Source organism: Nocardia carnea (assembly GCF_029869215.1).
In the GTDB taxonomy this organism is placed as follows: Bacteria; Actinomycetota; Actinomycetes; order Mycobacteriales; family Mycobacteriaceae; genus Nocardia; species Nocardia carnea_B.
In genome coordinates this window covers 45,636-57,162 of the sequence record NZ_JARWPM010000287.1, presented here as the reverse complement: position 1 = coordinate 57,162, position 11,527 = coordinate 45,636, and the positions used below count along the sequence as shown (strand labels likewise).

Annotated in this window: 15 protein-coding genes; 1 reads left to right on the top strand and 14 read right to left on the bottom strand. The window is 68.4% G+C overall.

Annotated features, from left to right (window positions below):
• Window positions 1–159: 159 nt before the first annotated feature.
• The 10 genes from QH276_RS20075 to QH276_RS20030 all read right to left on the bottom strand — a co-directional run bounded on the left by QH276_RS20075 (window position 160) and on the right by QH276_RS20030 (window position 5,788).
• Window positions 160–459, bottom strand: coding sequence for a type VII secretion protein EsxR (locus QH276_RS20075; protein ID WP_280398185.1), 300 nt, complete (start codon window positions 457–459; stop codon window positions 160–162).
• A 54-nt stretch (window positions 460–513) separates the two neighbouring features.
• Window positions 514–822, bottom strand: a complete 309-nt coding sequence (locus QH276_RS20070; protein ID WP_280398184.1) for a WXG100 family type VII secretion target — start codon at window positions 820–822, stop codon at window positions 514–516.
• Between the two features lie 85 nt (window positions 823–907).
• Entirely contained in the window at window positions 908–1,699 is a 792-nt protein-coding gene (locus QH276_RS20065) for an ESX secretion-associated protein EspG (protein WP_280398183.1), read from the bottom strand.
• Window positions 1,696–2,694: a PPE domain-containing protein gene (locus QH276_RS20060; RefSeq protein ID WP_280398182.1), complete on the bottom strand. Its 999-nt coding sequence runs from the start codon at window positions 2,692–2,694 to the stop codon at window positions 1,696–1,698. The genes QH276_RS20065 and QH276_RS20060 overlap by 4 nt, the downstream gene beginning before the upstream one ends.
• 42 nt (window positions 2,695–2,736) lie before the next feature.
• Window positions 2,737–3,072: a PE domain-containing protein gene (locus tag QH276_RS20055; protein WP_280398181.1), complete on the bottom strand. Its 336-nt coding sequence runs from the start codon at window positions 3,070–3,072 to the stop codon at window positions 2,737–2,739.
• Window positions 3,073–3,105: 33 nt separating this feature from the next.
• A complete protein-coding gene (locus QH276_RS20050; protein WP_280406853.1) occupies window positions 3,106–3,249 on the bottom strand; it encodes a hypothetical protein in 144 nt (47 codons plus the stop codon).
• Complete coding sequence (locus QH276_RS20045; protein WP_280406852.1) at window positions 3,246–4,697, bottom strand: hypothetical protein; 1,452 nt, start codon at window positions 4,695–4,697, stop codon at window positions 3,246–3,248. The genes QH276_RS20050 and QH276_RS20045 overlap by 4 nt, the downstream gene beginning before the upstream one ends.
• The gene (locus tag QH276_RS20040; protein ID WP_280398179.1) at window positions 4,694–5,011 is read right to left on the bottom strand and encodes a type VII secretion target; all 318 of its coding nucleotides are present in this window, start codon (window positions 5,009–5,011) and stop codon (window positions 4,694–4,696) included. The genes QH276_RS20045 and QH276_RS20040 overlap by 4 nt, the downstream gene beginning before the upstream one ends.
• 99 nt (window positions 5,012–5,110) lie before the next feature.
• Window positions 5,111–5,398, bottom strand: coding sequence for a YbaB/EbfC family nucleoid-associated protein (locus QH276_RS20035; RefSeq protein ID WP_280398178.1), 288 nt, complete (start codon window positions 5,396–5,398; stop codon window positions 5,111–5,113).
• A gap of 39 nt (window positions 5,399–5,437) precedes the next feature.
• Window positions 5,438–5,788, bottom strand: coding sequence for a hypothetical protein (locus QH276_RS20030; RefSeq protein WP_280398177.1), 351 nt, complete (start codon window positions 5,786–5,788; stop codon window positions 5,438–5,440).
• A gap of 595 nt (window positions 5,789–6,383) precedes the next feature.
• Here QH276_RS20030 and QH276_RS20025 point away from each other — a divergent pair.
• Complete coding sequence (locus QH276_RS20025) at window positions 6,384–6,722, top strand: toxin-antitoxin system YwqK family antitoxin (RefSeq protein WP_280398176.1); 339 nt, start codon at window positions 6,384–6,386, stop codon at window positions 6,720–6,722.
• 11 nt (window positions 6,723–6,733) lie between these two features.
• Here QH276_RS20025 and QH276_RS20020 read toward each other — a convergent pair whose 3' ends face one another.
• From QH276_RS20020 to QH276_RS20005, 4 genes are all read right to left on the bottom strand, one after another.
• The gene (locus QH276_RS20020; protein WP_280398175.1) at window positions 6,734–7,531 is read right to left on the bottom strand and encodes an ESX secretion-associated protein EspG; all 798 of its coding nucleotides are present in this window, start codon (window positions 7,529–7,531) and stop codon (window positions 6,734–6,736) included.
• Window positions 7,531–9,342, bottom strand: coding sequence for a hypothetical protein (locus QH276_RS20015; RefSeq protein ID WP_280398174.1), 1,812 nt, complete (start codon window positions 9,340–9,342; stop codon window positions 7,531–7,533). The genes QH276_RS20020 and QH276_RS20015 overlap by 1 nt, the downstream gene beginning before the upstream one ends.
• A gap of 285 nt (window positions 9,343–9,627) precedes the next feature.
• Window positions 9,628–11,175, bottom strand: coding sequence for a hypothetical protein (locus tag QH276_RS20010; protein ID WP_280398173.1), 1,548 nt, complete (start codon window positions 11,173–11,175; stop codon window positions 9,628–9,630).
• A 50-nt stretch (window positions 11,176–11,225) separates the two neighbouring features.
• Complete coding sequence (locus QH276_RS20005; protein ID WP_280398172.1) at window positions 11,226–11,510, bottom strand: hypothetical protein; 285 nt, start codon at window positions 11,508–11,510, stop codon at window positions 11,226–11,228.
• Window positions 11,511–11,527 lie beyond the last annotated feature (17 nt).

The window sequence follows — 11,527 nt, the reverse complement described above, 5'->3', positions numbered from 1 at the left end:
ACCCGGATTTCTTCGAGGGCGGGTAATTCCAGTAGCAGATCCACTGCCTCGGACCGCATGGACTCCAGCAGTGCCACCGGGTCGATATCCGGGCGCAGCCGCAGCACGATCTCGGTATCGGCATCGTCTGCCGGCCGTTCTCGTGCCGTGTGCGGCCGATCAGCCGAAGGCGGCGAACCCGTCGCCGATCTTCTTATCGGTCTCCAGCGCGCGCTGCAGCGCGTTCTCGACCGCGATGGCGAGCTGATCCAGCTTGTGCAGGGTGTCCTCCAGTTCGGTGTTCACCGACTGGTGGGCGGTCTGGAAGCCTTCCTGGGCGCCCTGGCTGGCCATGGCGGCGAGGAAGTTGTCCTTGGCGGTGGCCAGGGCCTCGATCTCACCCTGGATCTTGCTGCCTTCGGTCTTCAGCGAGTCGAACAGCGCCTCCATGGTGGGGCGGTCGTACAAAATATCGCTCATGTTCCCAATTCCTTCTCAGTCGAGCAGATAGGTGACAGTGCTACCGATACGAGATCAGAGGCTGGTGTAGCCGCCGCCGGGGATGAAGGCGTCCTCGTCCATGCCCAGGATGGTCTGGGTCGCATCCTCGGTGGCCTTGGTCAGCTCGTCGAGCTTCTGGTTCAGGCGGTCGGATTCGTCGCTCCACGCCTGCGAGGTGGTGACGAACGACGCGTTCGCATCACCCTTCCAGCCCGCGCGGGCCGCATCGCTGGCCGAATCGACGGCCTTCACCGACTGCCGCAGGTTCTCGATGGCGGTGTACATTTCGCCGGTCGCCTTCTTGACCAGCTCGAGATCGAGATCAACACCCTGTGTAGCCATTACTGGGTTCCTTTCGTGAGGTTGTATTTCCGCCGAGATCGCAGGATCTCGCGCCGAAGAGAACGGTGGGTTATCACCTGGGGAATTACGGTGTCAGCCACCTCCCCCCGGGCAGACCCTCGAGCAACGTGGCGATTGCCTGCGTCACCCGGTGATCGCTACCCGTTGTGACCGTCGACCAGACCTGTTGATCCGGCGAGACAGTGGGCGCGGCCACGAGCCGGCCGCGTTCGGTGTCGTACACCGCTACGGCGCCCGGAGCGCGCGTGGTGCGACCGTCCTCGTGGGTGTAGGCCACGATTTCGGTGAAGGCCCGGCAGGAGGCGAACGCCGCGGCAAACACGGTGGCATCCCGGTCGGCCACGCCCAGGGCGTAGATGGCGTCCGCGAAATCGCCTGTGGTTTCCGCGGAGTCGAGCCGTTCGGCCAATTCCGCGGCCGGAGCGCTGAATCCGGCGACGGTGGCCGGTTCGGCGGGGCCCAGGGCGGTCAGCAGCGGCCCGGCCAGGGCGGCCGGCGAACCGTCGCACCAGATCGGCCGGATATCGAAACTGTCACCGTCGCGCACGGCCACCGCGTGTAGTTCGCCGCGGCGGGCCAGGCAGATTCGCAGCAGCCGATCCTCGGCGAAACCGCGAGCCACCAACTCCCGTTCGGGTTGGGCCAGGACGAACAGCGCCTGCGCCAGCGCGGATTCGACATCGCCTTCGGCATCGAAGATGCCGGCCGCGGTGAGCTCCGCGACCGCCCGGTCGCGGGCGGCCTGCCATTCGTCATAGGAGTCCTGTTGCGGTCCGGCGGCCAGCACCAGCGGCAAGGTCTGCACGCCGAGACGTTCGGCGACCGCGAGCAGTGCGTCATTGGTCAGAGTCGTCACGCACTACCTCCGGCTCGGACCTGCGGCGCGGCCGCCGGTGGCTCGACGCCACCGAGTACCGCGGGCGCGGCCCGCAGCTCGTTCTCGGCACCCAAGTGGTCGCCCTCGTCACCGGAGAGTCCGGCCCGCGGGAAACGCGAGGCCTCCTGCGCCGAACTCCCGGCGCCCGCCATCGCGCCCGGAGCCAGCGGCGCCGCCTGCGAGCTCGCACCCGCCGTGGCCGCCGGGGCGGTCTGCGGCGCCACTTCCCTGGTGACCCCGGACTGGGCGTAGATCGGCGCGTTGTAGGCCGTCTGCACCCGTGGCATCGCGGTGGGTATCGGCAGCGATCCGATACCCATCAGCCCCACCGGCATACTCCCCCGCGCCCCGGGCGCCGGGGCCGGCTTTGCCTCGGCGGCGGCCGCCGCATGTTCGGCGGCCAGCGCGGTTTCCGGCGCTATCACCGGCGGTGCGGTGTGCTGCCAGGCCAACGCGAGCGGTTCGGTGGCCTTCTCGTAGTTCTCCATCACGCGGGACGCCACGGCCTTCGCGACGTCCGAGTCGTTGTCCACCTCGGCGGCAACAGCTTTGATCGGCGCACCGACCATCCCCGTGACCGATTCCAGCATGCGCTGGACCTGCTGGATCTGCTCGATATCGGCGGTATGCGGCATGGCCAGCCGGGCCACCTCGTACGCGGCGACCTGCGCCTGGAACCGTGCCGCGTTGGCGGTCGCAGCCCCGGCCGCCTCGATCAGCCAATCACGCAGCGTCGAAACCTGGTGCAGCACTTCGCTACTGCGCCCGGAACCCCAGGCGCCGCGGATCTCGGTGACAGCCTTCTCGTACTCCACCACCGCCGCACCGAACGATGCCGCCAGCCGCGCCCACGCCTGGACGGCCTCGGCCATCGGCACCGAGCCCGGTCCGGTGGTGAGCTCACGGGCCAGCCGGTCGGCGGGGCGCGCGGGCCACACCACACCGGTGAAGCCGGGTTGTGGTGGTTCGATCATCGCTGGGGAATACCCTTCGCTCGTCGGCACTGCGGAAACCGGTCAGGCTTGCGGCGCGCCGCCGAGGTTTCCGGCGTTGTCGGTTTCCATCCCGTCGAACCGGGCGGTGCTGAGCCGCAGCGTGGCGGCCAGCTTGCGCATTTCCTGCACACTGGCCTGCGCGCTGGTCAGATACGACGTCGCGACATCGTTGTGGGTCTGCGACGCCCGGCCCGACACCTCGTCGGCACCCGCCGGGACCACCGTCAGCGCCTGCTGTACGGCCGCCAGATCGGCGGCCAGCCGGTCGGCCAGCGTATCCAGGCCCGACGACGCCTTCCCGGCCGCGACCGGGTCGAACCGGACGCCGTCGTACACCTCACCCATCTCTTTTTCCATGAGACCCTCCTGTGTCCTGGTAGCCGGCTCGCGTCACAGCGTGAGTTCTTTGTCCGGCGGTGGTTCCGATGTCGACTCCGCGGCGCCGACCACCGGCACCGCGACACCTTCGATTGATCCGACTACTTCGTCGCCGTGTTCGGCCGACACCAAGCCGCGCGCCGAACCATCGGTCACCGATTCGCCGTCGCGGGCCATTCCCGCGGCGCCCATCCCGGCACCCATCGGCATGTATCCGGGACCGTTGCCGGCGGCCGAACTGGTACCGCCGGTACTCGCCGGCGACGACATCCCGGCGACCGAACCCGCCGGATTCCCACCGAGCCCGCCCAGCGCCCCGACGGCACCGAGCGGGCCGGGTGCCGCCAATTTCGAACCCGGGAAGGCACCGAGCGGTGCCGGCGCGGCACCCACGGCGCCCACACCGGCGCCGAGTCCCCCACCGCCGGCCCCGAGACCACCGGCCCCGGCGGGGCGTTCGGAGTCGGGGCGGGCCCGGGGCGGCCCCGGGGGCCCCCCCCCCCGCGGGGGCGGCGCGGGGCCCGGGGGGGTGGGCGGCCCCCCCCGGCCCCCCCCCCGGCGCCGCGCCCCCCCCCCCCGCCCCCGCCCCCCCCGGCCCGGGGGGGGCTTGGGGTGGCGGGGGGGCCCGGTCCGCCCCGGGGGGCCCCCCCGCCGAGCGGTGCCGGCGCGGACAAGGCGGGATTCGCCTTCGCCAGCTGCCCCAGCGACTGTGCGGCCTGGCTCGCCGTACTGATCAGCGGCGTGACCATGCCGACCATCTGCATGAGCTGGCTCATCTGCTGGCTGGGGTCGACCCCCGTCGGCGCGTCGGTGATCTTCACCTTCTGGCCGGTTTGTGCCAGTCCGGCCCCCTCGACGCCGAGTTCGGTTTTGGTCTTGATCGTGATGGCCAGGGCTTCGGTCGCCGCCTCGATGGCCGAGGCCACCAGGTACGCCGCACCGGGGGCCGAGCCCGCGTACAGCGGAGCCAGCGCCAGCTTCGTCGAGAAGGCACCGACCACCAGCGCCATTTCCCCGCGACCGATCGCGACACTGGTCGCGCCTTTCAGGAGATGAGCTTTCTCGCCGGTGCTCTGCGCCTCGAGTTTGGCGGCGTCGGTCTGCGCCTGGCCCGCCTTCTCCGCCGCCTCCGTCGCCCCCATGCCCTGCCACATGCTCATCACGGCCTGCAGCGCGGAGGTGCCCAGCTGCAGCACGGTCTGCATCACCGTCGATACCTGGGACAACACCTGCGTGGGGTCCATATTCGGCGCCGGTGCGGGCGCGGCGGCCGGATCACCGGCACCGGGCGCGGCCGGCGCGGGAGCCGGGGGCGGCGCCCCCAGCTGCCCCGAACCGAAGGCCGATGCCAGATCGGTGAGCGGCCGCATCAGCGCACTCAGATCGAGCGTCGGCAGCGGCGGCAATCCCGGTAACTCGCCGAACGCCGGGAGTTCCGGCAAGTTCGGCAGACCCATGCTGTGGAGGACATCGTTCACCGGCATATCCAGCATGGGTGCCAGCGCACTGCCCCGCAGCAGCTCCAGGATGGTCGGATCCAGGGGGTCGGCGCCGGGTGGCGGCTCCACGCCCGGCGGCGGCGGAGCGGCTCCTGGCGTGCTCATGAGCGGGGGTTCACCGCGCCGATGTTCACAGCGTTACCGCCATCGGTGAGCTCGTAGCTCGCGGCGGCCTGATGCGCGGTGAGCGCGGTACCGGCGTGCACCGCGGCGAGTTCGGCGACAGAGGACAGATGGTTGGCCTGCGCGTAGGCGAAGGCGGCGAGGAATTCCTGGCCGATGAGCCCGAACGCCGGCACTGCGAAGGCAACCGTGGCCGCCTGATCGACCGCGGCGGTCGCCGCGATTCCGGCCGCCATGGCCGCGGATTCGCTGCCGTACACACGCACCGCATCCGGGACAACGTGAACGTGATTCATGTTTTTTGTCCAATCCCGAAACATCCCACAATGTTTCGTACTCAACGGTACCCAGCGGGTACCTCCGGCCGCGATCCTCGACCGGTTAACAGTCGGTGACTACCTCGTGCTTTCCGAATTGAAGGTGGTGATCAGCTCCGCCTTTTCCGAGATCGCCCGGCTCGCGGCCGCACGCGCTGTCTCGACCAGCGCTTTCTCGAATTCGGCGGGTGTCATCGTGGCGATCGCCCCGGTGAAACTCAGCCCGGTGAGGGCCGCGTTACCGTCCACTTCCACCGTCACCGCACCATCGGGTGACGTCTCGCGCACCGCGATCCCGGCCATCGCCTCCTGCAGGTCGGTCAGGCGGTAGACCTGCTGCTGAACGCGGGCGATGAGCTCATCCATCGTTTCGACCATGGCAACCTCACGAAATCTTTTCCGGCCCTACACTGATCGGAGCCAGCTCTCCGGTTCGGTCTCGTACTCCTGCTCGGCGACGATCTCCTGCCGCGCCACCTCTTCCTCGGTGGGCAAGCCCGTCAACCGCAGCATTTCGCTGGTGAAACCGGCCTCCTTCAGCTGTTTACGCCGCTCGAGACCCGCGCGTGCGGCGGACTGTTTGCACAGCCGCAAGATCTCCCCGGCCAGCGATTCGGGGTCGCGACGCAACTCGCCGGGCTCCACGGAGATCGCTACGGGCAAACCCATTTCGGATGTCCGGACCCGGATGGAGCCGGTAAGCGAATGGGCGGTGAACTCGGTGGGGAACTCGGCGTCCCCCGGAACTGCGCTCATCGTCCTCCTGCCGTATCTCTGGCGACGGAAACCGTCCCGAGTATGGATCGGGAAGGTGAACCGGGGGTTATGTCCCGGTATGAGAGAGAGTGCATGCTGCGAGAACGCCGAGGTCCGGTACCGGTTGCCAAGGCTGGGAACAGGGTCGGAGCGAACTGGCCGAGACCGGATATACGCTGGCGCCGTCCAATCCCGGGACTCCCACCCCCGGACCCCACAACTGAATCCCGAATCCGCCGGCGCGGCGCTGGCCGACCGGCCATGTCCTGGCGCGGTCCGGTTCCGGCCGCCGCACGGTGCACGCTGCGCCAATGAATGGATATCGCATAGCCATCAGCCCCTCCTGACCCCTCTTCACTCCCATGAGTGGTGCATCCGCATGCTCGGTCGAGGTTTCTCCCCCGGAACCAATTCTGTTAACAGTGTGCCCGTAGATCGGGTTGCACCGGAACCCCTTTCCCGTCCCGATCGCGAACTCGCAGGCCGACGCCGCGGTACCGGAGGACACGACCGCTACCACGATCACGGATCCCCGGTTTTCCGGTTACCTGCCCGATAACCTGGTCTACGTGCACGAACGGACGGGAGATCCGCAATGCGGCGTATCGACCTGAACTCCGACGACACGTCGATCGGCGACGACCTACGCCTGCACTACGAAGGCGTACCGTTCACCGGCGAGGTCGTCGAGGAGCTCGTACCGGGACAACTGCTGTCCCAGGAGTTCTACGTCGACGGCCTGCCGCACGGCAGCTACCGGGAGTGGTGGCCCGACGGCCGGCTGAAATCCGAAGGCGAGAACTACCGCGGTAAACCCCACGGGATGCTACGACGCTGGCATCCGGACGGCCGGCCCGCCGCGGCGATTCTCTTCGACGATCAGGGCGGTTCGGCGGCCGTCCGGGAATGGCACCACCACGGCCCGGCTCGGTAGTTTCCGGCGAATCAGTGCCGTTGCCGTTCGTCCTTGATCACCCGGACCACCTGCGCGATCTTCGAGTTCAGCGTCGTGGTGAACACCGCGGAATCGGCGGCCACCGCGACCGGCGGGTCGGAGTCGCGGATGATGTACCGTCCGTCGTCGATCAGATCGCGCCATTCGAATTCGAACCGCGCGATACCCCGCGGCCCGTATATCGAAAAGCCCTGTTCTACCGCGGCCGTGCCGGTACACAGCGTCGGCGCTGCCAGGAAGGCCGAACCGCGCTGCTGCGGAGTATCGGTGAACGAATCGTGGACGCTGGGGCCGCCGGGTGCCCGGTCGCCGTCGGACACCCGGCGCGGCAACTCGGTCTCCGGCCGGCCACCGGCCTCCCTTTCCGGCATCCGGGCGACCATTTCGTCGGCAAGTCGCAGCGCCTCACATTCGACTACTGTGAAACCCCCGCTGCGCCAGAATGTTTCGCCCGGCTTCGAGGTGACCACGAAACCCCTCGACTCCCGCCGCACGCCGATCATCCGGACGGTGCTCACGGGCTTTTCGGCGTCCCGATAATCACTACCGTTCAGGACGACCCGGATATCGGGGGCGATGAGGGTTTCCAGCACGGGATCGAAGCTGCCGCTCAGTCGTTCCCGCACCGCTGCCAGTGCCTGGGCCTTCTCCCGCCGGTAGGTTCCCGGGTCCTGAGTCGCGGTCGTGAAGTAGAACGGAAACGGTAACGGCGTACCCGTGGTCTCCGTCCACAGCGCGTGGTACTCGAGGTCGGTGAACGTCCAGGACCGCGGCGAACCGCCCGACATCACTGATCGACCACCGGCTTCGCCACGATCGACGGTTCGCCGATCCCCTCTTCCAGCCACTCCGTGGAATCGAGGTAATCCGCGCGTTTGTGATCCTTCTGCTGGCCGCCGCCCTGCGCACCGCCGGCGCCACCACCCATCGGCATCCCGCCCATGGGCGCGCCCGCCCCGGCCGGCGACGCCGCAACGACGCCGGTCGGCACCCCGCTGGCCGTGCCCGTCAGGACCGCGGCCCGCGGGAAGAGCTTGGACGCCTTCTCCACATTCGGGACCGGCGGCGACTTCGGCCCGCCGGCTGCGCCGGAACTTCCGCCCGCGCCACCGCCGCCGAGACCGGCGGGCAGTTTGCCGGCTTTCTGCAGCGCGGACTGGTAGTTCTTCACCGCGTCCTGCAGCGCCGGCATCCCGGGGAGCCCGGTGATACCGGCCTGCTGCAACGCCTGCTGCGCGGCCGTCGACAGTTGCTGCCCCAGCTGGCCCAGCTGTTGCAGGCCCTGCTGGGCGGCCTGCAGCATCTGCTGCGAGCCCTGCTGCTGTTCCAACGCCTGCTGTTGCTGCTGGAGCGCCTCTTGCTGCTGTTGGGCCTGGCGCTCGAGCTCCTGTTGCGCGGCCAGCAATTCGGCACGCTGTTGCTCGATCTGATCCACCGCGGCCTGCTGTTGCTGGAACGCACCGTTCTGACCGGGGCTGCCCCCTCCCGGAATGCCGCCACCGCCCCCGGTTCCGCCACCGCCGCCCCCGCCACCACCACCGTTGTTGTTGTTGGTGTTGTTGTTGTTCGGAGGGGGGAGGTTGGTCTGACCGTCGGGATCGGGCAGTTTCGGTATCGCCGTGGACGACAGTTCGATACCCGGTTCATACCAATTCCGGTATACCTGCCGGGCAAGCGTCTCGACCTGATAGACGAGGGTTTCGCCGCCCTCGGCATGGGTGTAGTAATGCGACTTCCGGGGCATACCCAGGCCGGTGTACATGATCCAGGCTGCCGCGTTGATCAAGTTGTCACCGAGCTGCCCCAGCGCGGTGACCAGCGGCGCACCACTGCCGAGGTAGGCGCGTACGGCCTGCGCGGCGCCGTCGGATCCGGTACCTGTCCAGCGGTCGGAGTCGAGCAGGCCTCGCATACCCTCGTTGAAATCGGTGAAACCGGTTTCCAACTGGGTTTTCATCCGGTACCAGTACGCGGCCTTGTCCTCGATGAACATCGAGTTGCCCCGAATCTGCTCGCCGAGCCACCAGAGCGGGTTGAACTCCATACTGTCCGCCGGCGGTACCTCGACGGAGAAGCCCTCCGCGCCCGGACTTCCGGGCAGGCCGGACAACGCCGCCGGGAGAGTGAACTTGCTGTTCGGGTCGCCGTAATTTCCCAGATCGGGAACGTCGGTATTGTCCTGCCGATAGCCGTCGGAATCCAGATGCGTGAACGCGTCTTCGACATCTCGACCGGCGTGGCTGGCATCGACCATCTCGGTGAAGAAGCCGCCCGCGTTCCCCTGGTCCGTATCCACGTACAGCTTTCCGGCCTCGACGAAGGCGTGGCCCAGATCGGTCACCCGCTCCCGATGCTTGGACATGATTTCGTCCTTGAAGTGGTCGGCCACCTCGTCGAACTTTGCCCGTAGCCGTTCGGCGCCGTCGGAAGGTCCGAGGCCCGTCATCGGTTTCAGCAGCGGCACGAGTCCCTCGACGACCCCGAAGACGCTGATCAAATCCGCGCACAGCCTGGCGGCGTCGGTGGCGACGCTCTTCTCGAACGAAAACCCGCCGCTCGCGGCTTGGTCTTTGAGGGCGCCCCAGGGATCGGCGGCCATATCTCACACTCCCGCAAAGTCGAAGGTCCGCGTGTCAGTGGTTTCCATTGGTGAGAAGTCGTCGTAGCGAAAAGCCGGTGGCCGGGAAATCATGGAACGGCCGCCCGAACGGTGATCGATCCGCTCACGCCCTCCTCCTCGCCGACAGCACGAGTTACAACCGAAGATCGCAGCCGGGACTTACCGTTGCCCCTCCACCGGCTGAACACGCGCCGAACCCTTCTCATACGGAGAGTACAAGCGCGTGAACAGGTACCGACGTGTCGAGCCGCTGGGTTCGCACGGTCAGATGAGCGTGCGGTTGCGGTGGCGGCACCGGCGCCGGAAATCCGGGAGGTACTGCGACGGCGCGACCGAGGACGACGAACGTTCCAGCACACCGTCGTCGGCCACATAGAAAATCGCCCGGCCGATCGCGATCTCGCCCGGCGCCACCGGGGCGAACACCATCCAGCCGCCGTCCACCCGGTCCGCGCGCAGAGTGTCCACCGGATAGCCGGACAGATCCTCCCCGCTCTCGGTGAGATATCGGCCGACCTGCTCTATCGCCTGCTGCTCCGGAAGCGGTTCCGGGGCGGTGACACCGCCCAGCATCAGCTGGTGGAAGGCGCTGTCGATATCGAAACCGTCCGCTTCGGGGAAGACGGCAGTCAATGCGGCGCGCGTGAGCGTGGCGGATTCGGCTGCGGCGATGAAGGTTTCGATTGCCGCCAGCCGTTCGTCGGACGGGTCGGACTCGAGGATCAGGCCGGAAACGATCCGGGCCACCGTTTTCGCGTCCCAGATACCCGGAACCGCACCCGCGACCGTCTCGGGAGCCGGGGACTCGCCCCGGTACCAGCGGTGACCGTCCCACCAGTAACAGAAGGTGAGTTGTCCCCTACTCGACCGCTCGTTCAGCACCGGCCCCGCGACCCATTCCGGCGCACCGCGGAACAACGCCGGCAGCGGTGCCTCCCGGTTGTAGGCCGCGTCCAGTTCCGGGGCGTTCCACACCCCACCCGAGAGCACGGCACGACCGCCCGGCAGCGAATGCAGCGTGCTGCCGCTGCGGCCCGCGCCCTCGAACCAGCGCACGCCGGGCGTCAGCCGGGGACCCCACTCCGACTTCACGGCCACGAACGCCGCGGACAGCACCGCCCACCGCGCCGCCAGCACCGGAAGGGCCGGAAAACCCTCCACGGGTTCGGCGGTTACCCCGGCCGAACGGTCCGCGGCGGCCTGGGCCGCAGCGGTCGCCGGGGAGCGCTGTTGCCGATCGCCGTGGAACAGGTAGGCGGCCAGCCACACGGGAAGGGTCTTGCGGGGAAATGCTTCCAGGTCGGCGCGATAGATCTCGGGCGCGAACAGCTGGTCCTCGGGAAACGGTTCGTCGCCGTAGTCGTAGTCGACCTCGATCTGCCCGGAACCGGTCAACCCGATCAGCAACCGCCACCACGGCCCGTCCCCCAATCGGGCGGATAGTTGCCGGTGTTCGCGGACCAGAGCCAGCACCTGCGGTGTCGGGGTCCAGCGGACGGCACGCTGTTGCGCGTCGGAGAAGATGGCGAAACCGACGTCGACCGCGATCGTCGAGGCGAAGACCGCGTCCACCCGCTCCCAGCCTTCGGGGGCGACCGCGCCCAGTTCCCGGGCTACCTGGTGCATCAGGGCACGGGCGCGTTCGGCGACGTCCTGCTCCCGGGGCGCCGCGGCCAGCGTGAAGCCGACATCGGGTTCGTCGTCGGGGGTCGGGGCGGCCGGCTGTTCCGGGGAAGCCGGCGCCGGCTGCCCGTCGATATCGGTGGGCGCGCCGGCAGCTGCACCGGGCGGCGCCTCGTCTGGTTTCGTCACTTGGGCAACATTCTCCTCGTACCGGTGCGCGGTCACTCGGGCCGCGGCGTTCAGCTGTCGCCGCGCGCGCGGCGCATCTCCTCGAACTGGCGGGCGAGTTCTTCGCGATGCTTACGGGCATTCGAACCATCGAGCTGACCGGCGAACGCCTCGCGGGCAGCGGTCACCAGGTCATCGGTGACATCCGGATACGCCCGCGCGATAGCCCACAGCGCTTCCTCGGTTTCCATATCGAGGCCGGTCTCGGTCCGCAGACCGCCGCCGTTGCGCACCGATTCGAGCATTTCGGCGAAGTTCTCCCGCAGCTCGTCGTCGGTCGGGTGGTCGATACGCATACCTGCTCCTCATCGAT

Excerpts from the sequence above, each read along its gene's own strand:
- QH276_RS20075 (WP_280398185.1), bottom strand. The coding sequence starts at position 459 with ATGAGCGATATTTTGTACGACCGCCCCACCATGGAGGCGCTGTTCGAC.
- QH276_RS20070 (WP_280398184.1), bottom strand. The coding sequence starts at position 822 with ATGGCTACACAGGGTGTTGATCTCGATCTCGAGCTGGTCAAGAAGGCG.
- QH276_RS20060 (WP_280398182.1), bottom strand. The coding sequence starts at position 2,694 with ATGATCGAACCACCACAACCCGGCTTCACCGGTGTGGTGTGGCCCGCG.
- QH276_RS20055 (WP_280398181.1), bottom strand. The coding sequence starts at position 3,072 with ATGGAAAAAGAGATGGGTGAGGTGTACGACGGCGTCCGGTTCGACCCG.
- QH276_RS20045 (WP_280406852.1), bottom strand. The coding sequence starts at position 4,697 with ATGAGCACGCCAGGAGCCGCTCCGCCGCCGCCGGGCGTGGAGCCGCCA.
- QH276_RS20040 (WP_280398179.1), bottom strand. The coding sequence starts at position 5,011 with ATGAATCACGTTCACGTTGTCCCGGATGCGGTGCGTGTGTACGGCAGC.
- QH276_RS20035 (WP_280398178.1), bottom strand. The coding sequence starts at position 5,398 with ATGGATGAGCTCATCGCCCGCGTTCAGCAGCAGGTCTACCGCCTGACC.
- QH276_RS20030 (WP_280398177.1), bottom strand. The coding sequence starts at position 5,788 with ATGAGCGCAGTTCCGGGGGACGCCGAGTTCCCCACCGAGTTCACCGCC.
- QH276_RS20025 (WP_280398176.1), top strand. The coding sequence starts at position 6,384 with ATGCGGCGTATCGACCTGAACTCCGACGACACGTCGATCGGCGACGAC.
- QH276_RS20020 (WP_280398175.1), bottom strand. The coding sequence starts at position 7,531 with ATGTCGGGCGGTTCGCCGCGGTCCTGGACGTTCACCGACCTCGAGTAC.
- QH276_RS20015 (WP_280398174.1), bottom strand. The coding sequence starts at position 9,342 with ATGGCCGCCGATCCCTGGGGCGCCCTCAAAGACCAAGCCGCGAGCGGC.
- QH276_RS20005 (WP_280398172.1), bottom strand. The coding sequence starts at position 11,510 with ATGCGTATCGACCACCCGACCGACGACGAGCTGCGGGAGAACTTCGCC.